At 73.4% G+C, this 20,892-nt stretch carries 19 protein-coding genes and 2 pseudogenes; 12 read left to right on the top strand and 9 right to left on the bottom strand.

Translation table 11 applies throughout. The features are described from left to right. Position 1 precedes the first annotated feature (1 nt). Positions 2–886 carry a class I SAM-dependent methyltransferase gene (locus QP090_RS31390; RefSeq protein ID WP_285943245.1) on the bottom strand — a complete coding sequence of 295 codons (885 nt, stop codon included), beginning with the start codon at positions 884–886 and terminating at the stop codon, positions 2–4. 134 nt (positions 887–1,020) lie between these two features. Beyond that, positions 1,021–2,220 (bottom strand): DUF6004 family protein, encoded by a 1,200-nt coding sequence (locus QP090_RS31385; RefSeq protein ID WP_329520757.1) that lies wholly within the window; start codon positions 2,218–2,220, stop codon positions 1,021–1,023. A 565-nt stretch (positions 2,221–2,785) separates the two neighbouring features. Here QP090_RS31385 and QP090_RS31380 point away from each other — a divergent pair. Both QP090_RS31380 and QP090_RS31375 read left to right on the top strand, forming a co-directional pair. Further along, a complete protein-coding gene (locus QP090_RS31380) occupies positions 2,786–3,715 on the top strand; it encodes a nitroreductase/quinone reductase family protein (RefSeq protein ID WP_285943241.1) in 930 nt (309 codons plus the stop codon). Positions 3,716–3,758: 43 nt separating this feature from the next. Beyond that, entirely contained in the window at positions 3,759–4,145 is a 387-nt protein-coding gene (locus QP090_RS31375) for a VOC family protein (RefSeq protein WP_285943238.1), read from the top strand. Positions 4,146–4,427: 282 nt separating this feature from the next. On the opposite strand, the gene QP090_RS31370 is transcribed toward QP090_RS31375, so the two are convergent. Then, on the bottom strand, positions 4,428–4,778 hold the full coding sequence (locus tag QP090_RS31370; protein WP_285943236.1) for an ArsR/SmtB family transcription factor: 351 nt from the start codon (positions 4,776–4,778) through the stop codon (positions 4,428–4,430). Positions 4,779–4,903: 125 nt separating this feature from the next. On the opposite strand from QP090_RS31370, the gene QP090_RS31365 reads away from it, so the two are divergent. The 3 genes and pseudogenes from QP090_RS31365 to QP090_RS37765 all read left to right on the top strand — a co-directional run. After that, positions 4,904–6,091 carry an MFS transporter gene (locus QP090_RS31365; RefSeq protein WP_285943235.1) on the top strand — a complete coding sequence of 396 codons (1,188 nt, stop codon included), beginning with the start codon at positions 4,904–4,906 and terminating at the stop codon, positions 6,089–6,091. 16 nt (positions 6,092–6,107) lie between these two features. Continuing rightward, positions 6,108–6,308: pseudogene (locus QP090_RS37770) on the top strand (amidase family protein); the annotation flags it as partial. Between the two features lie 4 nt (positions 6,309–6,312). Further along, positions 6,313–6,402: pseudogene (locus QP090_RS37765) on the top strand (DUF2087 domain-containing protein); the annotation flags it as partial. A gap of 69 nt (positions 6,403–6,471) precedes the next feature. Here the strand turns inward: QP090_RS37765 and QP090_RS31355 are convergent. Beyond that, on the bottom strand, positions 6,472–7,134 hold the full coding sequence (locus QP090_RS31355) for a response regulator (protein WP_285943231.1): 663 nt from the start codon (positions 7,132–7,134) through the stop codon (positions 6,472–6,474). Next, positions 7,122–8,324, bottom strand: coding sequence for a sensor histidine kinase (locus QP090_RS31350; RefSeq protein ID WP_285943229.1), 1,203 nt, complete (start codon positions 8,322–8,324; stop codon positions 7,122–7,124). The genes QP090_RS31355 and QP090_RS31350 overlap by 13 nt, the downstream gene beginning before the upstream one ends. Positions 8,325–8,514: 190 nt before the next feature. On the opposite strand from QP090_RS31350, the gene QP090_RS31345 reads away from it, so the two are divergent. Together QP090_RS31345 and QP090_RS31340 are read left to right on the top strand one after the other, a co-directional pair. Next, positions 8,515–8,946, top strand: coding sequence for a DUF6069 family protein (locus QP090_RS31345; RefSeq protein ID WP_285943226.1), 432 nt, complete (start codon positions 8,515–8,517; stop codon positions 8,944–8,946). Positions 8,947–9,462: 516 nt separating this feature from the next. Next, positions 9,463–11,733 carry a cytochrome P450 gene (locus tag QP090_RS31340; RefSeq protein WP_285943224.1) on the top strand — a complete coding sequence of 757 codons (2,271 nt, stop codon included), beginning with the start codon at positions 9,463–9,465 and terminating at the stop codon, positions 11,731–11,733. 311 nt (positions 11,734–12,044) lie between these two features. Here QP090_RS31340 and QP090_RS31335 read toward each other — a convergent pair whose 3' ends face one another. Continuing rightward, positions 12,045–13,337: an MFS transporter gene (locus QP090_RS31335; RefSeq protein WP_285943222.1), complete on the bottom strand. Its 1,293-nt coding sequence runs from the start codon at positions 13,335–13,337 to the stop codon at positions 12,045–12,047. A 111-nt stretch (positions 13,338–13,448) separates the two neighbouring features. Between QP090_RS31335 and QP090_RS31330 the strand changes: the two genes are divergently transcribed. The 3 genes from QP090_RS31330 to QP090_RS31320 all read left to right on the top strand — a co-directional run bounded on the left by QP090_RS31330 (position 13,449) and on the right by QP090_RS31320 (position 16,296). Beyond that, on the top strand, positions 13,449–14,168 hold the full coding sequence (locus QP090_RS31330; RefSeq protein WP_285943220.1) for a TetR/AcrR family transcriptional regulator: 720 nt from the start codon (positions 13,449–13,451) through the stop codon (positions 14,166–14,168). 231 nt (positions 14,169–14,399) lie between these two features. Further along, positions 14,400–15,188 carry an RNA ligase family protein gene (locus QP090_RS31325; RefSeq protein WP_285943218.1) on the top strand — a complete coding sequence of 263 codons (789 nt, stop codon included), beginning with the start codon at positions 14,400–14,402 and terminating at the stop codon, positions 15,186–15,188. Next, a complete protein-coding gene (locus tag QP090_RS31320; protein ID WP_285943216.1) occupies positions 15,172–16,296 on the top strand; it encodes an AAA family ATPase in 1,125 nt (374 codons plus the stop codon). The genes QP090_RS31325 and QP090_RS31320 overlap by 17 nt, the downstream gene beginning before the upstream one ends. 40 nt (positions 16,297–16,336) lie before the next feature. On the opposite strand, the gene QP090_RS31315 is transcribed toward QP090_RS31320, so the two are convergent. Both QP090_RS31315 and QP090_RS31310 read right to left on the bottom strand, forming a co-directional pair. Then, positions 16,337–17,293, bottom strand: coding sequence for an alpha/beta hydrolase fold domain-containing protein (locus QP090_RS31315; protein ID WP_285943214.1), 957 nt, complete (start codon positions 17,291–17,293; stop codon positions 16,337–16,339). A gap of 31 nt (positions 17,294–17,324) precedes the next feature. Continuing rightward, a complete protein-coding gene (locus QP090_RS31310) occupies positions 17,325–18,158 on the bottom strand; it encodes an aldo/keto reductase (protein ID WP_285943213.1) in 834 nt (277 codons plus the stop codon). Between the two features lie 209 nt (positions 18,159–18,367). Between QP090_RS31310 and QP090_RS31305 the strand changes: the two genes are divergently transcribed. Beyond that, on the top strand, positions 18,368–18,970 hold the full coding sequence (locus QP090_RS31305; RefSeq protein WP_285943211.1) for a GNAT family N-acetyltransferase: 603 nt from the start codon (positions 18,368–18,370) through the stop codon (positions 18,968–18,970). Here the strand turns inward: QP090_RS31305 and QP090_RS31300 are convergent. Then, entirely contained in the window at positions 18,967–19,959 is a 993-nt protein-coding gene (locus QP090_RS31300) for a helix-turn-helix transcriptional regulator (RefSeq protein ID WP_285943209.1), read from the bottom strand. The genes QP090_RS31305 and QP090_RS31300 overlap by 4 nt on opposite strands. A 93-nt stretch (positions 19,960–20,052) precedes the next feature. On the opposite strand from QP090_RS31300, the gene QP090_RS31295 reads away from it, so the two are divergent. Continuing rightward, a complete protein-coding gene (locus tag QP090_RS31295) occupies positions 20,053–20,829 on the top strand; it encodes an alpha/beta fold hydrolase (protein ID WP_285943207.1) in 777 nt (258 codons plus the stop codon). Positions 20,830–20,892: the final 63 nt, after the last annotated feature.

Below are 20,892 nucleotides of genomic sequence, written 5' to 3'. Positions count from 1 at the left end.
GTCATCTCCTCTGTCTGAGGCCGCAGGACAGCCGGTAGTCCAGGACGTTGCGGACGTCCTCGGGAGGCCGCAGCCCGACCCGGAGCAGGTCGCCCGCCGACACGGGGGTGTGCCGCAGCGGCCAGACCCACACCGCCCAGTTGCAACCGGGGTAGGAGGGAAGGTTGGAGAGCGTGACCCCCTTGGCGAGGGTCGCGGAGAAGTAGCCGACGATCGCCTGGAGCCGTCCGGGCCGGGTGACCGTCAGGGTGCGGCTCTCCCGCGCGTGCGGCCGCCGGCCGTCGCCGGACCGGTGGTCGGCGATGGTGACCGGCCTGCTCAGCAGCGTGGGGGGACGCTGGAAGAAGTGGAGCTGCGCGGCGGGGGCGACGCGGTCCTGCACCGCGTCGAGCCGGTGGCCAAGGAAGTCCTCTCCCCACAGTCCCCAGCCCTCGCCGTCGAACTCGATGGCGGCCAGCCGGGTGGCCAGCCGGTGCGGGACGACGCGTCCGCCGGGCGCGAGGTTGGTCTCGGTGAAGGCGCCCAGGACCTCCATCATCTGCTCTTCGGGTCCGAGGTTGCCCATCATCTCCGACACGACGACGTCGGCCTTCTCGGGGAGCCGGACGGTGCGGGCGTCGCCCTGGACGATGGTGAGCCGGCCCTTGAGGTCGTTGGCCTGGGCGATCTCGGCGGCCAGCGCGGCGGTCTCGGGGTCGGCCTCGATCGCGTAGACGTGCCCCGCGCCGTGGCGCAGGGCCAGCATGGACAGGACCAGCAGTCCGGCGCCGACATCGGCCACCACGTCGCCGGCGCCGACGGCGCGTTCCAGCGCCCGGTCGTAGGCGGCCAGGCGCGGGCGGTCGGCGAGCATAGTCTGGTGCATCAACAGGAGCCGTTGGTCCACGCCGTCCTCCAGTTGCGGATCGTCTCTCCCGGGCATCCGGCGGATGCCCGGGAGAGACGATCCGGCGGGTCGGCACTATGTGTTTTTCCATCAGAACCGAACCCGCCGGACACGTCAAGCGTCGTGCACGGTGGTCAGATGTTCACCGCCGCGGTCTCGCCCACGTGCGCGTCCCGCATCATCAGGCGCGCCCCGGTGAGGCGTGCCCGGACGGTGCCGTCCTCGGTGACCAGCGGCGTGTCGGAGCCCGCCATGGCCAGTTCGGTGCCGGTCGCCTCCATGCTCCTGAGCTTGCCCGCCACGTGCACCGGGCTCGCCGCGTACAGGTTGCCCTGCGGTGTGACCAGCTCGAACTCGGCGTCGATGTGCATCTCGCTCGGGTACCTGATGCGGCTGAGACTGTCCTCGGTCCCTTCGCCGAGGGTGCCGCCGGACGGCCGGGGCCAGCTGGCGCGCAGCATCACCCGTCCGCCGAGGGCCTCGTTGGTGCCGACCATCGCCACCCGCGACATCTGGGCGAGCACGCCGGAACCCTCGTGCTTCTCGGGCCCGAACAGCAGGATCTCGGTGCCCGCGGCGTTGCGGTAGTCGCCGGCCAGCTCGATGGTCTCGGTCCGGCCGTTGACCTCGACGTCGATCTGGCCCTCCAGCGAGACCTGCATGATCATGGAGGGGTCGACCAGCATCGACATGCACGGCCCGGCGCTCTCGGCGAAGAACACCGTCGGGGTGAGGCCGACCGGCTCGTTCTCGTCGTTGGCCGGATACCACGCCTCGGGGAGGGTGGTGCCCCGCACCACGTTCGGCGCCTGGACGACGTCGAACGGGCCGTCGCCGCGCGGGCTGCCCAGGTAGGGGCCGGTGAGCGGCTTCTTGTACGGGGGGATGCTGTCGACGACACCGTAGATGTCGATGACGTTGCGGTGCGCCAGCCGCAGGGTGCTGGTCTCCAGGATCCCGAAGCGGCGGATGTAGAACTCGGCCGGGAAGTTCTTGCCCGGGACGATCTGCCGTACGTGACCGGAGTTGGGCAGGAACGGGTTGGACAGGACCTGGATGCGGTCGTCCAGCTCGTAGCTGAACCCCTTGATCCCGACCTCGGGCGCGCTGATCAGCTCGGTCTCCAGCTCGGCGTGGCCCTTCTCGTCCACCCGGTGCTCGAAGCCCGGCATGGGCCACTTGTTCAGCTGGACGAAGCCGGACAGGTTGATCGTCTCGCGCCGGCCGGCGTAGTAGTCGTCACCGAAGACGACCGTGGCCGCCGCCAGGATGTGCGGCCGGATCGGTTTGGGTTCGAGGTTGAGCGACTCGTACGTCTCACGGAGAGGACTCAAGCCAGACACCTCCAAGGGTCTGTTGAGAGCGTCGTGATGGGCCCCGGCCCGCGGCTCCGAGGACAACCCCATGGGAGACTCACTATAGCTTTTTATAGTTACTCGTCAACAGTCCCCGTGACAGATCAGCATCAGCCAGGATCAACAGTGACGCGAGGGGCGGATGTGCTGACGAATGCTAATGATTATTAAAGCGTCTAGCTTCGGAGTCGGACGCCCGCGCCCTGCTCTCCGGCCTTCCGCGGGATTTGCCCGGCGCCGTCCACCGGGCACCCCCGGGGGGCGCGGCCCGCGGGTGAGGGGGGGCGGGCCCTCGTTTTGACAGACGTCGGGCGGGTGGTTGTAATGGTGCCCGTGTCGCGTGACTCCGGCCAAAGAGCAGTGGGCCGGCCGGAGATCGGGCGAGCACCATTCAGCAAGGGACCGTGCCATGAGTTCGAACTCCGCACCGCGCGCCTGATCTGAGCGCCGCACCCCGCGCCTTCTCTTCCTCTTTCGTTTTCTCGTACTCCCTTTCGCATCGCGGCTCTGCCGCGCCTTGTCTGGAGACCCGCACCGTATGCCCATGTCCTTCAACCAAAAGATCATCGAGGAGTTCCGGGCCAATCGGGGAAAGGTCGGCGGCCCCTTCGAGGGCGGCGACCTCCTCCTCCTGACCACCACCGGCGCGAAGTCGGGGGAACAGCGCACCGTTCCACTCGGGCGCGTCCGCGACGGCGACCTGCTGATGGTCGTCGGATCGAACCTCGGTTCGCCCCGGCATCCCGCCTGGTACCACAATCTGCTGGCCCATCCCGTGGTGCGGGTGGAGACCGGCACCGAGGAGTTCGAGGCGATCGCGGTCCCCGCCGAGGGCGCGCGGCGCGACCGGCTGTTCGAGCACGCGGTCGGCGTGGCGCCGGGCTACGCCGCCTACCAGGCGAGCACCTCCCGGACGCTGCCGGTCGTGGTGCTGGAGCGCCCCGAGAGCGGGGCCCCCCGCGAGATCGCCACCCTCGCCGACAAGATCATGGAGGCGCACGCCCACCTGCGCTCGCAACTGCGGCACATACGCTCCGAGACCGAGGCCCATTTCGCCGCCCGCGCGGCGCACCAGGGGCCCGGCGAACCGCCGGCGCCCGGTCTGGGATTGCAGATCCGGCAGCACTGCCTGGCCTTCTGCGACGCCCTGGAATTCCATCACAGGGGCGAGGACGCACATATCTTCCCCGCCCTCGGCGCCCATCATCCGCAGCTGCGCGGCGCCCTCGAGCAGATCCGCGAGGAACATCGGGAGGTCGCGCGCATCAAGGACGGACTCCAGGCGTTGCTGGCCGATATCGGGAGCGCGGACCCCGGGCGCTTCCGCACCGAGCTGGAGCGCATGGCGCAAGAGCTGACGGCGCATCTCGACTACGAGGAGGAGTCGCTTCTCCCGGTGCTGGCCGAGATCCCCTTCCCGCCGGCCGCTCCGGCCCCGCCGCTCGCCGGCCGGGGCCGCGACACCGCGGGCTAGAGTCGATGATCAGGTTCGGACTTCACTTCGGGAGCGTCGCCGCATGCGGGTCAAGGACTTCGATCATCTGGTGCTCAACGTTCAGGACGTCGAGCGCGCGCTGGCCTTCTACTGCGGGCCGCTCGGCCTGGAGCCGGTCCGGGTTGAGGAGTGGCGGGCCGGCAGGGTCCCGTTCCCGTCGGTCCGGGTCAGCCCGAGCATGATCATCGATCTCCTCGACCGTCCCCGGGGCGAGTCCAATGTGGACCACATCTGCCTGGTCGTCGAGCCGCTGGACTGGCAGGAAGTGATCGACGGGGGCGCGTTCACCGTGCTGGAGGGCCCGGTCGGCCGCTACGGCGCCCGGGGCGAGGCGCAGTCGATCTATGTGCGGGACCCGGAGGGCAACACCGTCGAGCTGCGCTGGTACCCGCAGGACGCCGTCCGGTGAGTCTCGCCGTCCGGTGAGTCTCGCCGTCCGGCGCCCCTCGTCCTCCCCTGCCGTTCATGCCGCGGCGGCGCGGGAGGACGAGGGCCGCGGCGATCGCCAGGAACGCGTGGCCGTAGCCGTCGGTGGGGGCCTGCGGGGTCGGGGGACGGCCAGCCGGCCGCCGGGCGTTGAGGTCGCCAGTCTGATTGGCCCTGACCATCTGGGCCAACGCCCTCGCGTCACCTGAGGAACAGGCTTGTTGCGGCTCATCGCATGGTGCGAGCGGTGCCGGGGAGCCCGCGCCTACGGTGCCTCGACAGTGCTGGTGGTCGCGGTATCGCGTGTTCGGCGCTGTGCGCTCAGCACAGAGTCGAGCAGGCCGGGGAACAGTGCGTTGAGGTCCTCTCGCCGCAGCCGTACCAGCCGGGACCGGCCCTGAAGCCTCGTCCACGTCACGCCGGCCTCGCGCAGTACCCGGTAGTGGTGCGACAGGGTCGTCTGATGCACGTCGATCTCGGCGCCGATCGCGTTGCAGAAGTCCTCGCCCATCCGGTCGAGGCGCAGGACGAGGTCCAGCCGCACCGGATCGGCCAGAGCGCGCAGCACCTCCACCAGCCGGATGGCCTCGGTCGCCGGCTGGGACACCTCACGCATCGCCGCCTCCTGTGTTCCGCACCCCCGCACACTACCAACTCATGGATACATGGACAAGCATCCATGTATTGCTTTAAGGTTCCGCTCGGTACTTCTGAGGTTCGTCCGGAAAGGCGGCACCACCGGTGTTGAAGCGACTTCTGCCCTTGGCCCTGGCGACCTTCGCTGTCGGCACCGACAGCTACGTCATCGCGGGCCTGCTCCCCGCCATCGCCACCGACCTTCGGGTCTCCACACCCGCCGCCGGGCAGCTGGTGACGGTGTTCGCCCTGGTGATGGCCCTGTCCGCGCCCGTCATGGGCGCGCTCACCAGTGGCCTGGACAGGCGGTCCGCGCTGCTGATCGCGTTGAGCGTCTTCGTGGTCGGCAACGCCGCCACCGCCCTGGGCACCAGCTACGAGGTAGTGATGATCGCCCGCATCGTCACCGCGGTCGGGGCCGGAATGATCAACTCCGCCGCCTCCAGCACCGCGGGGGCCATCGCGGCCCCCGAACGCCGAGGCAGGGCACTGGCCTTCGTGTTGGGTGGCCTCACGTTGGCGACGGCGCTGGGCCTTCCTCTCGGCACGCTGATCGGCCGTACCGACTGGCACATCACCCTGTGGGCCGTCGCCGGGACCGGCCTCGTCGCGCTCGTCGGAATCGCCGTCGGCCTGCCCAAGGTGACGCTCCCCGTCGCATCGCTGGGCGACCGGCTGCGCCCGCTCAAGCAGGGTCGGGTCCTTGGGCTGCTGGCCGTCACCACGCTGGTCTTCCTCGGCGCCTACACCCTTTACACCTACATCGGCCCGGCCCTACAGGAGGTGACCGGTGGCTCTGAGTCGCTGCTCACCGTCATCCTGCTGGCCTGGGGAGTCGGCGTCCTGGCCGGGAACATCATCGCCGGACGGCTGGTCGACCGGCGCGACCCCGCGCACGTGTTGACCGGGCCCCTCGCCGTCGCTGCTGTCGCTCTCGCCCTCACGTCGGTGGCGACCGCCACGCTCGTGTCCACCCTGGTGTGGGCCGTGGTCTGGGGTATGGCCCTGGGCGTCGTCGTCGTGCCCCAGCAGCACCGGCTCATCGCCCTCAGTCCGTCCGCGGCACCGGTTCTCCTCGGTCTCAACTCCTCGGCCATCTACGTCGGGATCGCCCTGGGCGGCGGTTTGGGCGGGCTGGCCCAGGAGTGGTTCGCCATCGTGCCCGCAGAGCTGGGGCTGCCGGCCGCCGGTGTCACGGCCCTGGCGCTGCTCTACCACCTGACGACCACGCGCCACCGTGCGCCCGCAGCACCTCAGCCGGCCCCCTCCGCCCCGGAGAAGGCCGAGGCGTAACGCCCCCGCCACGGACATGGCGGCGCTCGGGCTCGGCAACGACCCCGGTGGATCGGTGCGCGTCCCGGCCCACTTCCGCGATGTGGCCGGGCTGAAGCCGTCCATGGGCCGGTTCCCCGCCGACCATCGCATTCTCGGCCCGGACGACCCCGGCCTGGCGTCCCAGATCCTGGTCACCGACGGCCCGCTGGCCCGGAGCGTGGGCGACCTGCGGCGAATGGTTCGGCGACTGGGTGAGCCTGCGCCGTGCCCTCGTGGACGAGGGGCTGTTGCGCAGAAACGAGTCCGGCACCACCTACGGGCGCGTCTGACGGATGGTGCGCGTATCGGCCGCAACTTGCGGCCGGTCCGGCGCCGGATTCCCGGGTGGCGGCGGTGGGTCAGGCGAGGCCGGCGTCGTGGGCGAGCAGGGCGACCTGGGTTCGGTTGTCGAGGCCGAGCTTGCCGAGCACGTGGGATACGTGGGCCTTGACGGTGGCCACGGTCATCAGCAGCTCGGCGGCGATCTCGGCGTTGGTGCGGCCCCGCGCCACGGCGAGGACCACCTCGTTCTCCCGGGGGCTGAGGACCTCCAGCGCGTCGCGGGCGCGCTGGAAGGCGCCCGCCTGGTCGGCGGCGCGGTCCATGAGCCGGCGGGTCACGCGGGGCGACAGGATCGGGTCGCCCGCCGCGACCCGCCGGACGGCCTCGACGATCTGCGCGGGCGGGGTGTCCTTGAGCAGGAAGCCGCTGGCGCCGGCGCGGAGCGCGCGCAGGATGTTCTCGTCGGCGTCGAAAGTGGTCAGCACGATGACCTCGGGCGGGCGCGGGCGGCCCCGCAGCCTGCGGGTGGCGGTGATGCCGTCCACTCGCGGCATCCGCAGGTCCATCAGCACCACGTCGGGCGCGTGCCGGTCGGTGGCGGCCGGTACCTGGTCGCCGTCGGCGGCCTCGCCGGCCACGGTGATGCCGTGGATCCCGTCGAGCATCATGCACAGCCCGGCCCGGACCAGGGCGTCGTCGTCGACGACGAGCACGCGCAGCGGAGGGATCACGCGGGCCATGGTATCCAGGCGTGCAGGCGGAACTCGCCCGCGGCCACCTCGTGGTCGAGCCGCCCGCCGGCGAGCTGGACGCGCTCGGTCAGCCCGACCAGGCCGGTGCCGGAGCCGGGCGCGGCCGGTGGGGCGGCGCGGTCGGCCGGCAGCGGGTTGCGGATCTCGATCACCAGCCGGGCCCCGGGGCGGCCCTCCAGCACCACCTGGACGGGACGGCCCGCGGCGTGCTTGCGGGCGTTGGTCAGCCCCTCCTGCACGACGCGGTAGGCGGTGCGTCCGGCGGCGGGCGGCAGCGCGGCCGGGTCGACCACCTCGTCGCGCAGCCGCACCCGCCCGCCCGCGTCGCGGGACTCCTCGACCAGCCTGGGGAGGTCGGCCAGGACGGGCTGGGGGCGTCCGCCCGCGTCCTGGCCGTCGCCCGCGGAGTCGTCGCCGCGCAGCAGGATGATCACGTCGCGGAGCTCGTCGAGCGCCTGGTGCACGCCCGCGCGGACCACCCCGGCCGCCTGGGAGAGCCGTTCGGGCGGGGCGTCGGGACGGTACTCCAGGGCCCCGGCGTAGGTGGCGACCAGGGACAGCCGGTGGGCCAGCACGTCGTGCATCTCCCGGGCGATCCGGGTCCGTTCGAGCATCCGGGCCTCGGCCACCCGGCGGCCCTGCTCGGCCTCGGCGCGGCGGGCGCGCTCGCGCAGCGAGACCAGGAGCGCGCGGCGCGCGCGGGCCAGCGCGCCCCAGCCGATCAGCGCCCCGTACCCGGCGGTGATCAGGACCAGCCACCAGCCGAGGGAGATCCCGCGGTTGGGGCGCCACATCCCCTGGACCGCGTGGGACGCGATCCCCGCCGCGCCCACCGCGACCGCGACGGGGAAGGGGCGCCGCTGGGCGACCTGGAGCGCGCCGAGCGTGGCGGCGGGGGTCGCCGTCGGCGACAGCACCGCCAGGACGAGCAGGACCAGCGCAGTGGGAACCGGGCGCCACAGCAGGACGGGCACCAGCAGGCAGCCCAGCACCCCGGCGGCGAGGTCGAGCCACAACAGCGCGCCCGGCGGGCTCGTCTCGAACCGGGCCCAGAACGTCAGGGCGGTCATGGCGCCCACCCCGCCGACCATGCCGAGCAGGCCGATCACCGGGAAGGCCGGACGGTCGTGCCGGTCCTCGGTCTCCGCTTCCGCCGTGCCGCAGTTCTCGCTGTTCACGGGCGAAGGGTAGCCGCGGCGGGCGGGGCGCCGACACCTACCAAAGTCGGTGCCCCGCCCTACCCCGGTCGGACCGCCGCGCGCCACGCGACCGATGCGGCGACCGTGCCGGGGCCGCGACTCTGTGCGAGGTGACCAGAGGGACCGGCCGCGCCATCGGCGCACGGCCCGCCGTCGAAAGGGGAATCGCATGTCCAGCAGAACCACTCCCGTACCCGCCGCGCCGGGGCGTGTCCGCCGCACCGCCGGGCGGCGCGCGCTGGCGGTGGCCGGCGCCGCCGCCGCGAGCCTGGCCCTGTGGGCGCTGGCCGGTCCGGTGGCCGGGGTCGACCTGACCGTCCGGAGCGGCGGTGCCGATCAGGCCGTCGGTGCCGGGACGGTCGCCGTCGCGGGCCTGCTCGCGGGCCTGGCGGGCTGGGCGCTGCTCGCGGCGCTGGAACGGCTCGTCAGCCGGCCGGGACCGGTCTGGACGGCCGCCGCCGTCGTGGTGCTGGCGTTCTCGCTGGCAGGGCCGCTGGGCAGCGGCGCCGGAGCCGCGAGCGTGGTGGCGCTGGCGGGGATGCACCTGGTCGTCGCAGCGGTGCTCGTCCCCTGTCTGGGACGTTCGGCGCACCGCCGATGACCGCGGTCCACGGCCGCCCGTCCGTTCGTCCACGTCCACGGCCACATGCGCAGCGCCGGTCCGGTCCCTCCGCTTCGAGACGGTCGTCGATGGGGTCGAGGCGTTCGCCGCGTGGGTACTGACGCGGGAGGGGCGCGGCGCCGGTAGGCGGCGGGACGGTGCGGCGGGGCCCGCGAGCGCGGCCGGGGCGGACGCCGGCCGCCTTCTCGGGGGTCCCCGGACTGTTCCCGGTGCTCGTCAAGGGCGAGCGCCTCCGGTCACGCGCAGACCGTCCCAGGGCCGGGAAACCTCTGGTGCGAGGCAAGAGATCGTCAGGTGATTGAAGATACCCGGCAAAGGCCCGGTCAACGGACCGGCCCGGCGTCCGGCCGGTCCGCGAGCATTCCAGCGGCTCGGGCGCACAAGGGTGCCCGGGCAATGTGATTTCGGGGGGTCGGCATGACCATGGGAATGATCGAAAGCAGAAGACTCGGCCAGCGCTTCCGGTACGCCGGGCAGCGGCCGGGCTGATCGGCGATGAACGGTGTTCTCACCGCGCAGCCCGGGACCACGACGGGTGCGGCGGCCGAGTTCCGGCTGCCCGACCTGTCGCTGCCGTTCCCCGCTCCGCGGACTCGTGACGACGCTGATGCGCTCCGCGCCGACCTGTGCCGGTGGGCCGAGCTGAACGGGCTGATCGGCCCGCGCGGCAGCACCCGGCTGCTGAACTCGCGGCTCCTGGATCTCGGCCTCGGCCTCCTCGGCGACGCCCGCCCCGAGCGGGAGCCGGTGCTGCTGGGCTGGTTCCTGTGGATGCTGCTGCTGGACGACCGGATCGACGACGGCCCCTGGGCCGACGCCGGCGTGCTGGCCGGCTTCGCCGCGTCCGCCGCGGCCATCGTCGCCCCGGCCCGCGAGCCCGGGACCGGGGCCGCGGGCACGGGCGGTGCCGCGGACGGCTGCCCGGACCCCGCGGGCGGGGTCTGGATCCCGGACGACCCAATGCTGCGGACGCTGGCAGGCGACCTGTGGCCCCGCACCGCCGAGCTGGCCGGCTCGGACTGGCGGGCCCGGTTCGCCGGGCACCTCGCGCGGCACCTGTCGGCGCAGAACGCGCTGGTGGGCCTGCGCGGCACCGAGGCGGGCGCCTTGGACGCCTCCACCTACATCGCGCTGCGCCGCGACCTGTTCGGCGCCGATCTGTTCTTCGACCTGTTCGAGGCGGTGGACGGGACGGTGCTCGGCGACGCCGACCGGCCGTCGGGGCTGCGCGACGCGGCGGCCGACGTGATCGCCTGGACCAACGACGTGTACTCGGTGGAGAAGGACCTGGCCTTCCAGGAACGTGCCAATCTGGTGCTCGTCCTCCAGCGCGAGTCCGGCCGGTCGTGGCAGGACGCGATCGACACCGCCCGCGACATGATCGCCGGGCGGGTCCGCGACTTCCTGGTCGCCCGCGCGAACCTCCCCCGCTCCCCCACCGGCGGCGAAGGCCCCGGGCACGCCTTCGCCGACCGACTCCAGGCCGCGATGCGCTCCTCCCTGGACTGGCACCGGTCGGTGCCGCGCTACCACTGGCAGGCGGACGCCGGGACGGGCGTGGTCGACACCCGGTGGACGCCGCCCAGCCTGCTGTGGCCGCAGTTCGAGCGGGACCCGTATCCGCTGTACCGCAGGCTCCGCGAGGAGTTCCCGATCGTCCGGGACGAGCCGATGGACGCCTGGCTGGTCAGCCGCTACGAGGACGTGCGCGCCGCCCTCACCGACCCGCGCTTCACCCCGCGCAACTACGCCTGGCAGCTCGCGCCGATGTTCGGGCGGACGGTCATGCAGATGGAGGGCCGCGAGCACGCGGGGCACCGCGCGTTCCTCACCCCGGCGTTCCGCGGGAAGGCGCTGGCCAGGCTCACCTCCTCGATCGAGCGGACCGCGGCGGGCCTGGCGGGCGCGCTGCGCGGCCGTGCCGAGGCCGACCTGGTCGCGGGGTTCTGCGCCCGGCTGCCCATCACGGTGGTGGTGACCGCGCTCGGCCTGCCCGAAGGCGACATCCCGCTGTTCCAGGACTGGTACCGGGCGGGGTTCTCCTACATGGGGAACTACCGGCAGGACCCGGCGACGCTGGCCCGGGGCCTCAGCTCCCGCGACGAGCTGTACGCCTACCTGAAGCCGCATGTGGCCGCCCGCCGCGCCGGGCCCGGCGAGGACCTGTTGTCGGTGCTGTGCGAGGCGCGGGTGGAGGGCCGCCGGCTGCCGGACGAGATGATCATGGGGTTCTGCGGGGCGCTGCTCGGCGCCGGCGGCGAGACGACCGACAAGTCGCTGTCGTCGCTGCTGCGCAGCCTGCTGGACGACCCGGCGCTGCTGGCCGCGGTGCGCGCCGACCCCGGCCTGATCGCGCCGGCGTGGGCCGAGTCGCTGCGCCGCGATCCCCCCGTCCAGATCGTGCTGCGGCAGACCGACGTCGAGGCCGAGCTGCCGTCCGGGACGGTGCCGGCGGGCGCGACCGTCGCGTGCCTGGTCGGCGCGGCCAACCGCGACCCGGCCCGGTTCACCGATCCGGACCGGTTCGACCCGCACCGGACCGACGGCGCGGTCGACCGGGAGTTCACCGGGGCGGCCACGCACCTGTCGTTCGGCGCGGGCCGGCACTTCTGCCTCGGGTCGCGGCTGGCGCGGGCCGAGGCGGAGATCGGCATCCGGGTGCTGCTGGAGACGCTGCCGGGGCTGCGCTGGGCCGACGGGTTCGCGCCGGTCGACACCGGCCTGCTCACCCGGGCGCCCGGACGGCTCCTGGTCGCCACCGGCTGATCCCCCCCCGGTGACCCGCCCCGGTCGGGTCGCCGCCCGGCCGGGTGTTCCCGGCCGGGTGAGGGGACGCCGCGCACGGCGGCGGCGCTCACCGCCGCCGGAGCGCGGCCGGTTCATCGTGGGCGCTCCGGCTACCTAGGGTCTGTCTCACAGTGCCTCGGCTGTCGCGCGAGCGTGTGTTGCCTGGCCGGTGGGGCGATGCCGGAGGCGAGCCTCACCGGGCAGATCGCGGAGCGATGTCGCGCTCGCCCAAAGCGCGGTCGGCGTCCGAGCCGCCAGGCGAGGATGCCGGGCCGGGCTTGGAATACGGCCTAGGCTGGCCGGTCTGCGGGTGGCGTGGCGGGTGCCTGGGCGGTGGCGGGCGGCGTGGTGAGGTCGGCCCGGCGGAGGGCCGGGCAGGCGGCGGCGACCGCGACGGCGGCCACGACGCAGACGAGCCCGCCGGTGATCACGGCGGCGCGGGCGCTGGTCAGCTCGGCGAGGAAGCCGATCGCGGCGTTGCCCAGGGCGGGTGAGACGGTCGCCTGGACCATCCACAGGCTGCTGACCCGTCCGCGCAGGTCGTCGGGTGTGCCGTGCTGCAGGAGGGCTGAGCGGAGGGTCTCGGAGATCAGGTCGCCGAGCCCGGCGAGGGCGAGCAGTACCAGGGCCAGGGGCAGGAACGAGGTCAGGCCGAAGCCCGCGAGAGAGGCCCCCCACAGCAGGACGGCGCCGATCAGGGCGTGCCCGCCTGCGCGCGCCGTCCAGCCGCTGGTGGCCGCGCCGGCCAGGGCACCGAACGCGGGCGCGGCGTACAGCAGGCCGACCACGCCGGGGCCGCCGCCGAACTGGCGGTCGGCGAGGACGGGGTAGAGCGCCTGCGGCATCGTGAAGACCACCGCGGCGGCGTCGATGAGCAGCAGGCCCATGATGAGGCGGTGGCCGCGGACGAAGCGCGCACCGGCCGCCACCGCCCCGAACGCCTGCCGGACGCCCTTGCCCGCGCCGGTGGCGGTGGCGGCGGGCGGGAGGGGCCGGACGAACAGCAGGGCCAGGGAGAACACCAGGAATCCGGCGGCGTCGACGGCGAAGCACGCGGCCAGTCCCGGGCCGGCGATGAGCAGGCCGCCGAGGGCGGGGCCGACGAGGGCCGCGAGCTGGGTGGAGGCCGAGGTCAGCGCGCCCGCCGCCGCGAGGCGCTCGGGGCCGACCAGGGCGGGGATGGCGGCGAGCATCGCCGGGCCGCCGAGCCCGGCGAGGAGCCCGGTGACGCCGGTGGCGGCGTAGATGACCCACAGGTGCGGGTGCGGGAGCAGCGCGTTGACGGCGAGTGCCGCCGCGACGAGCGTCAGCGGCAGCCGGGTGGCCAGCATCAGCAGGCGGCGGTCCATGCGGTCGGCGAGGACGCCGCCGGCCAGCACGCCGGCGACCAGGGGCAGCGCCCTCGCGAGGCTGACCAGGCCGATCTGCAGCGGCGATCCGGTGAGGTCGTAGATCTGCACGGCGATCGCGACGCTGGTCAACAGCGTGCCGAGCATGGCGCCGAGGAATCCGGCGTACAGCAGCCGGAAGTCGCGGCTGTCACGGAAGGGGGTGAGGTCCATGGCGAGGCCGGCCAGGCGCATGAGCGACTCCAGAGGGAAGTTAGGTGAGCCTTACCTGGGTCACCCTGGCGGCTGCCGCGATTAAAGTCAACATGTGTGAAATTCAAGGGGGTTGCGCTAACCTCGGGGCCGATGAGCAGCCCCACCCCGGCCCGGCGGCGGCCGACCCACCGCAAGGGCCGCGCCACCCTCACCCGCGAGTCGGTCGGCCGGGCGGCGCTGGAGTTCCTCGGCCGCAGCGGCCCGGCCGAGCTGACGATGCGGTCGCTGGCGGCCGACCTCGGCGTCTCGCCCCGCGCGCTGTACAACTACGTCGAGGACCGGCGTGATCTGATCACCGTCGCGGCCGAGATCTTCGAGTCCGGGTGGCGGCCACCGGAGCTGGATCCCGCCCGCTGGCGGGACGCCCTGCGCGCGTTCTGCCGGGACCTGCGGGCCCACCACCGGCGCCATCCCGGCATGACCGCGCTGGCACTGAGCGAGAACATCACGATGGCCCGGCATCCAGTGATGCTGCGCAACGTGGATGCCCTGATCGGGTTCTTCGCGGCGGTCGGGCTGCCGCTGCAGGACGCCTACCGCGCGTGCATGGAGACGATCCGGCTGGTGGTGGGGTTCGTGGAACTACAGGACACCGTCCACGATCGTCCGCCCGCGCACCTGAACCCCGGCGACCTGGAGCGGATGCCGCCGCCGTGGCTGAGCGCCGACGCCGACGCCGACGCCGACCTGCCCTACCTGAGCCGGATCGGTGAGCTGGAGCCGGACGCGCCCGACACCCTCTTCGAGTTCTCCCTGGACGTCCTCGTCGAGGGGATCGCCGCCCGCGCGGGCAGGGACGGCAGCGGCTGAACGCCGTCCGGCGCCCACGTTTCGAGGCTCGGCGTAGCGTCCGAAGGCCGGCCTTGGGAGCATGGACTCGTGCTGGGCGGGTTCCTGTGGACGGCGCGGGCCGGCGCTGGGTCTTCCTGGTGAACGTGCCGCGTTCGGGCCGACCCCATTGGTCGCGGCGCGCTGACCGCCCCGCCGCGGCGGGGCGATATTCGGTTGGCAGGCGGGGCGCGGTTCGTTAGAACGGTCGGCATGCTTCGCAAGTACCCCCGGACCCGGCATGTGCAGGGCTCCCGGTTGCAGCCCGGCGACCACGACCTGGCCGCCGTGCCGTTCCGGGAGATCGCCGGGCGGTACCTGGTGGTGGAGGAGAAGCTGGACGGCGCCAACGCCGGCATCAGCTTCTCCCCCGGCGGGGAGCTGCGGTTGCAGAGCCGCGGGCATTTCCTGGCCGGGGGTCCCCGCGAGCGGCAGTTCGGGCCGCTGAAGGCGTGGGCGGCGTCGGTCCAGCATGTCCTGTGGGAACGGCTCGGCGACCGCTACGTCCTGTACGGGGAGTGGCTCTACGCCAAGCACACCGTCTTCTACGACGCGCTCCCCCACTACTTCTGCGAGTTCGACGTGCTGGACCGGGCCGATGGGACGTTCCTGTCGACCGTCCGCCGCCGCGAGCTCCTGGACGGGACGCCGGTGGTGCCGGTGCCCGTCCTGTACTCGGGCGTCCTGGACGATCTGGGCGCGCTGACGGCGCTGGCCGGTCCATCGGCGTGCCGGACGCCCCGGTGGCGGGACGCGCTGCGCGAGGCCGCGTCCGCCGGGGGCGCCGACCCGGACCGGGTCGCGGGCGAGACCGACGGCGCGGACGAGATGGAGGGCCTCTACATCAAGGTCGAGCGGGGCGGGGAGACCGTGGGGCGGCTCAAGTGGGTGCGGCCGAGCTTCCTGACCGCCATCCTCGATTCGGGCACGCACTGGCAGGACCGGCCGATCGTCGCGAACGGCCTGGCCGATCCGGAGGTGCTGTATGCAGGTGTTCGCTGAGCTGTGCCCCGCGCCGCCGGGCTGGCAGGTGCCGTGGACGGAGATCCGCGAGCGTTTCGGGTGGGTGCGGGGGCTGGCGGGCGTCCCGCAGGACGCGGTCCACCACGCCGAGGGCGACGTCGAGGTGCACACCCGGATGGCGTGCGAGGCCCTGGCGGCGCTGCCGGACTGGAGGGCGCGTCCCGTGGACGAGCGGGTGCGGCTGTTCGCGGCGGTGCTGATGCACGACGTCGCCAAGCCCCGGTGCACCCGGGTCGACGCCGACGGCCGGATCACCGCGCACGGGCATTCGCGGCGCGGTGACCTGATGGTCCGGCGGATCCTGTGGGAGCTGGGGGCGCCGGTGCCGTGGCGGGAGCACGTCGCCGCGCTCGTCCGGCATCACCAGGTGCCGTTCTGGGCGCTGGAGCGGCCCGACCTCCAGCAGATCGCGTTCCGGGTGAGCCTGCTGGCCCGCAACGACGACCTGGTGCTGCTGGCCACCGCCGACATCCTCGGCCGGGTCTGCGGTGACGCCGGGGAGGTGCTGGAGAACATCGCGCTGTACGGGGAGTACTGCGCCGAGCAGCGCTGCCTGGACGGGCCGCGCGTCTTCCCGTCCGACCACGCGCGGTTCTGGTACTTCCGCAAGCCCGGCCGTGATCCCGACTACGCCGCCTACGACGACACGCGGCTGACGGTGACGGTGCTGTCGGGGCTTCCCGGTGTCGGCAAGGACCATTGGATCGCCGCGAACCGTCCGGGCCTGCCGGTGGTGAGCCTGGACCGGCTGCGCGCGGAGCTGGGGGTGTCGCCGCGCGGCGACCAGCGGCCGGTGGCCGCCGCCGCGTACGAGCTGGCCCGCGGGCATCTGCGGGCGGGCCGCTCGTTCGTGTGGAACGCCACCAACGTGTCGCGGATGCTGCGCGAGCAGTGCACCGGGCCGATGGCCGACTACCGGGGCCGGGTCGAGATGGTCGCGCTGGAGGCGCCGCCGCACGTGCTGCGCGAACGCAACCACGGGCGGCCGGCGCCGGTCCCCGACACGGTCATCGAGCGGTTCGTGCGCCGCTGGGAGACCCCGGACCTGACCGAGGCGCACCGGGTGAGCTGGCTGACCACCGCCTGACGCTCCGGCATCCGCGGTGCTTCCGCGGGTGCCGGCGGGGTCAGCCGGCGGCGACGGCTCCGGCGATGAAGGCGACCTGCCGGGTCAGTTCGCGTTCGGCCGCGACGCCGCCGAAGGCGATGAAGCCGTGGGCCGCGTCCGCGACCACGTCGAGTTCGGCGGTGTTCCCGGCGGCCTGCCAGCGCGCGGCCATGAACAGGGAGTCGTCCAGCAGCGGGTCCTCGGTGCCGACGGTGAACCGGGCGGGCGGCATGCCCCGCAGGTCGGCGTACAGGGGCGAGACGGTGGGGTCGCGGCGCTCGGCGGTCCCGAGTCCGGGCAGGTACTGGTCGTAGAACCAGCGCATGGTGCGGGTGGGGATGAACATCTTGTCGTGGCCGGCGAGCTGGCTGGGGGTCATCGACAGGTCGTAGGCGCCGAAGGTGAGCTGCGCGGCGCGGAAGGCGCGGGCGCGGCCGGCCAGCCGCACCAGGGTGAGCGCGGCCAGGTGGGCGCCGGCGGACTCGCCGGCGATGGCCAGGCGGCCGGTGCCGAACTCGGCGGCGGCCTCGGCCATCAGCCAGTTCGCGGCGTCCTCGCAGTCGTCGGCGGCGGCAGGGTGGGGGTGCTCGGGGGCCAGCCGGTAGCCGACGCTGACCACCGCGACGTCCGCGGCGTGCGACATCCCCCACAGCAGCGGATCCTGGGCCCCGGCCGAGCCGAGGGTCCAGCCGCCGCCGTGGAGGTGCAGCAGGACGCCGCGCGGCTCGGCGGGGCGGAAGATCCGCACGGGGATGGCGCCGGCGCGGCCGGGGACGGTGCGGTCGATGCCCTCGGGGATCGGGGCGGCCTGGGCGAAGGGGCCCTCGCCGCGTTCGCGGGCGGCGCGGCTGGCCGCCGGGTCGTCGATCTCCTCCAGGGCGGGCCGGCCCTCCATCGCGGCGGCCAGCCGCTCGTTGGTCGCCCTGGTCTGGTCGGCCACGTCGTCGTCGGTCAAGCTGAATTCGGTGATCGCCATGGCAGGAGTGTGCCATCGCGCGGCGGCGGGGTCAGCCGGTGTAGTTGAAGGTGTCGGGGTCGGGTCCGGTGCGCTCGTCGCGGTTCAGGGCCGAGATGGCCTTGATGTCCTCGCCGGTGAGGGTGAAGCCGAAGACGTCGAAGTTCTCCTGGACGCGGGCGTGCGTGACGGACTTGGGAAAGACGATGTCGCCGCGCTGGAGGTGCCAGCGCAGGGTCACCTGGGCGGGTGTCCGGCCGACGCGGGCCGCGATGCGGCCGATCGTGGGGTCGTCCAGCACCTTGCCCTGGGCGATCGGGGACCACGCCTCGGTGGCGATGCCGTGCTCGGCGTCGAAGGCGCGGGCGTCGTCCTGGGTGAGGTAGGGGTGCACCTCGATCTGGTTGACGGCGGGGACGATGCCGCCCTCGGCCAGGATCCGGCGCAGGTGGGGCGGCTGGAAGTTGGAGACCCCGATCGCCCTGCTGCGGCCCGAGGCGTAGATTTCCTCCAGCGCGTTCCAGGTCTCGGCGAAGTCGCCGACGCCGGGCAGCGGCCAGTGGATCAGGAACAGGTCCAGGTGGTCCAGGCCGAGATCGTCCAGGGTGCGGTCGAACGCCTTGAGCGCGTCGGCCGGGGCGTGGAAGCCGTTGTTCAGCTTGCTGGTGACGAAGATGTCGGCACGGTCGATCCCGGAGGCGCGCACCGCTTCGCCGACCTGCTTCTCGTTGCCGTACATCTCGGCGGTGTCGATGTGCCGGTAGCCGACCTCCAGGGCGCTCAGCACCGCCTCCTTCGTCCGCTCGGGCGCGATCTGGTAGGTCCCGAAGCCGAGCTGCGGGATCTCGACGCCGTTGTTGAGCTCGATGGAGGGCACTGCCGTCATCGTCGCTGCTCCCTACTGATCGTCCATTTATGTCGACTACTGTGTGTATGACCGGATAGGTGGCCGATAAACAGGGAGTGACGGCAGCGGAGGCGCTGCCCGCCGATCGGCCCGGCGCCCCGCCGTCCTGACCCGGACCGCCGCCGGGGGCGCTGGACGGCGTGTCATATCGGTCGCATGTGGCGGAAGGACGCGAATAGGATCACCGCGTGCTGCAACCCACCTTTCCGCTCGAGACCGAACGTCTGACGCTGCGCCCGTTCGACGACGACGACCTCGGGAGCCTGCACGCCTACCAGTCGCTTCCCGAGGTGGCACGCTACCTGTACTGGGAGCCGCGGAATCTGGAGGAGTCCCGGACCTTCCTGAAGCAGAAGATGGCCGCGACCGGGATCGAGCGGGAGGGCGACTGGCTCGTCCTGGCGGTCGTCCCGCGCGAGACGGGCACGCTGATCGGCGAGGTCAACCTCCAGTGGAGCAGCCGCGAGCACCGGCAGGGCGAGATCGGCTACATCATCAACCCCGCCTACCACGGCCAGGGGTTCGCCACCGAGGCGGCCGAGGCCGTGCTGCGGCTGGGGTTCGAGGGGCTCGGCCTGCACCGCGTCGTCGGGCGGCTGGACGGCCGCAACGCCGCGTCGGCGCGGGTGCTGGAGCGGCTCGGAATGCGGCACGAGGCGCATCTGGTGCAGAACGAGCTGGTCAAGGGCGAGTGGACCGACGAGGTCGTGTACGCGATGCTCGCGCAGGAGTGGAAGGCCCGCTCGGCGATCAAGCCGGGCCGGCGGGGGCGGCGCAACCGCCACGACTAGGGCGGGCCCGGTGCGGGCCGGCCCGCGCCCGGGTTCGAGTTCGGGCGGGCGGCCTGCTCGGTCAGGACGCGGGCGAGGTCGCGGATGTGGGCGCGCAGCTCGTCGGGGCGGTGCACGACGAAGGGCCAGCCGAGCCCGGCCAGCATCCGCGCCATGCCGTCCAGGTGCTCGGCGCGGGTGGACATGAGCACTCCCCCGCCGGCCCGGGTGAGTGTGGCGACCGATGGGGGGACGCGGCGGCGCGCCTCGTCCAGGGAGGTCTCCAGCAGCACCTCGACGTCGTGCGCGTAGGGGACGGCGGCCAGGGCGCGGGTGACCTGGCGGACGGGGTCGGCGTCGTCGGGGACCTCGTAGGTCTCGGTGCCGGGCTCGGCGGACAGCACCCGGTCGACGCGGAAGGTGCGGACCTCGCCGCTGCGGTGGTCGTGGCCGGTGACGTACCAGCGGCCCGAGTGGAACACCAGCCCGTAGGGGTCGAGGTCGCGTTCGCTCTCGGCGTCCCGCCATGACCGGTAGCGCAGCCGGACGCGGCGGCGGGCGCGGGCGGCGGCGGCGAGGGTGAGGAGCGCGGCGGTGGCGGGGGTGGTGCCGTCGCGGGCCGCGAGGGTGAATCCGAGGGTCTCCTCCAGCGCCTGGACGCGTTCGCGGAGTGCGGCGGGCAGCACGCGCTGCACCTTGGCGAGGGCGCTCTCGGTCGCCCCGGCGGGGAGCCCGATGCGGCGTCCGGCCAGCAGGCCAAGCACGACGGCGGTGGCCTCATCGTCGGTGAGCATCAGGGGCGGGAGCTTGAAGCCGGGCGTCAGCCGGTAGCCGCCGTACCGCCCGCGTTCGGCCACGACGGGGACGCCGAGGTCGCCCAGCCGCGCCGCGTACCGGCGGACGGTGCGCTCGTCCACCTCCAGGCGCCGGGCCAGTTCGGCGCCGCCCATCCGGTGGTTGGCCTGGAGCAGCTCGAGCATGGTCAGGACGCGGGTGGTCGGGTGTGACACGGGGCACTCTCTTAATCCGGGCGGGTTCTGTCCGGATTCGACCGTACCTTCGGGGCGGCGCCAACGAGGCACCGATGAGGCAGGGAGATCGAGATGGCGACGTTCGTGCTGGTCCCGGGTTATTGGCTCGGCGGGTGGGCGTGGGACGAGGTGGCCGGCGTCCTGCGCGCGGCGGGCCACACGGTGCACGCGGTGACGTTGACGGGGCTGGCCGAGCGGGCCGCCGAGGCGGGTCCGGGCGTGGACGTGGACACCCATGTCGGCGACCTGACCGCGCTCATCGAGGGCGGTGATCTGCGCGAGGTGGTGCTGGTCGCGCACAGTGGCGCGAACATGGCGGTCACCGGGGCGGCCGACCGGCTTGCGGGCCGGGTCGCGCGGGTGGTCTACGTCGACAGCGGGCCGCTGCCGTCGGGGATGGCGGGGATCGACTTCCACGATCCGGCGGAACGGGCGGCGCTGGAGAAGCGGGTCGCGGACGAGGGCGAGGGGTGGCGGATCCCCGTGCCGCCGTTCGATCCGGACGCCGATCCGGGCAATCTGGCCGGACTGGACGCGGAGCGGCTGGCGCAGATGCGCGAGCGCGGAACGCCGCAGCCGTTCGCCACGGCGACGCAGCCCCTGCTGCGTCCCGACCCGCTGCCGTCCACGCCGCGGACCCTGATCGCCAGCACCATCCCGCTCGCGGCGGTCGAGCAGATGGCGGCGGCGGGGAACCCGGTGTTCTCGCTGATGGCCGGGCCGGAGTGGACCCACCGGGACCTGCCGACGGGGCACTGGCCGATGTTCTCCAGGCCGCGCGAGCTGGCGGCGCTCCTGGCCGAGGCCGCCGGCGACCCGATGGGGCGTGAGGCCGTCCGGGAGGTCTAGGCCCTGTTTCAACGCCCGGCCCGGCGTCCTCGCCTGACGGCTGTGTTCCCAACACCCCCGGCC

The organism is Actinomadura xylanilytica (genome assembly GCF_030283145.1).
In the GTDB taxonomy this organism is placed as follows: Bacteria; Actinomycetota; Actinomycetes; order Streptosporangiales; family Streptosporangiaceae; genus Spirillospora; species Spirillospora xylanilytica.
Note: the sequence above shows the minus strand (reverse complement) of the source record. Positions and strands in the feature narration are given on the sequence as shown.

What these genes read in the sequence shown, in the direction of transcription:
- QP090_RS31380 (WP_285943241.1), top strand. Translation starts at nt 2,786, where the DNA reads ATGTCCTTCAACCAAAAGATCATCGAGGAGTTCCGGGCCAATCGGGGA.
- QP090_RS31375 (WP_285943238.1), top strand. Translation starts at nt 3,759, where the DNA reads ATGCGGGTCAAGGACTTCGATCATCTGGTGCTCAACGTTCAGGACGTC.
- QP090_RS31370 (WP_285943236.1), bottom strand. Translation starts at nt 4,778, where the DNA reads ATGCGTGAGGTGTCCCAGCCGGCGACCGAGGCCATCCGGCTGGTGGAG.
- QP090_RS31355 (WP_285943231.1), bottom strand. Translation starts at nt 7,134, where the DNA reads ATGGCCCGCGTGATCCCTCCGCTGCGCGTGCTCGTCGTCGACGACGAC.
- QP090_RS31345 (WP_285943226.1), top strand. Translation starts at nt 8,515, where the DNA reads ATGTCCAGCAGAACCACTCCCGTACCCGCCGCGCCGGGGCGTGTCCGC.
- QP090_RS31340 (WP_285943224.1), top strand. Translation starts at nt 9,463, where the DNA reads ATGAACGGTGTTCTCACCGCGCAGCCCGGGACCACGACGGGTGCGGCG.
- QP090_RS31335 (WP_285943222.1), bottom strand. Translation starts at nt 13,337, where the DNA reads ATGCGCCTGGCCGGCCTCGCCATGGACCTCACCCCCTTCCGTGACAGC.
- QP090_RS31330 (WP_285943220.1), top strand. Translation starts at nt 13,449, where the DNA reads ATGAGCAGCCCCACCCCGGCCCGGCGGCGGCCGACCCACCGCAAGGGC.
- QP090_RS31325 (WP_285943218.1), top strand. Translation starts at nt 14,400, where the DNA reads ATGCTTCGCAAGTACCCCCGGACCCGGCATGTGCAGGGCTCCCGGTTG.
- QP090_RS31320 (WP_285943216.1), top strand. Translation starts at nt 15,172, where the DNA reads ATGCAGGTGTTCGCTGAGCTGTGCCCCGCGCCGCCGGGCTGGCAGGTG.
- QP090_RS31315 (WP_285943214.1), bottom strand. Translation starts at nt 17,293, where the DNA reads ATGGCGATCACCGAATTCAGCTTGACCGACGACGACGTGGCCGACCAG.
- QP090_RS31310 (WP_285943213.1), bottom strand. Translation starts at nt 18,158, where the DNA reads ATGACGGCAGTGCCCTCCATCGAGCTCAACAACGGCGTCGAGATCCCG.
- QP090_RS31295 (WP_285943207.1), top strand. Translation starts at nt 20,053, where the DNA reads ATGGCGACGTTCGTGCTGGTCCCGGGTTATTGGCTCGGCGGGTGGGCG.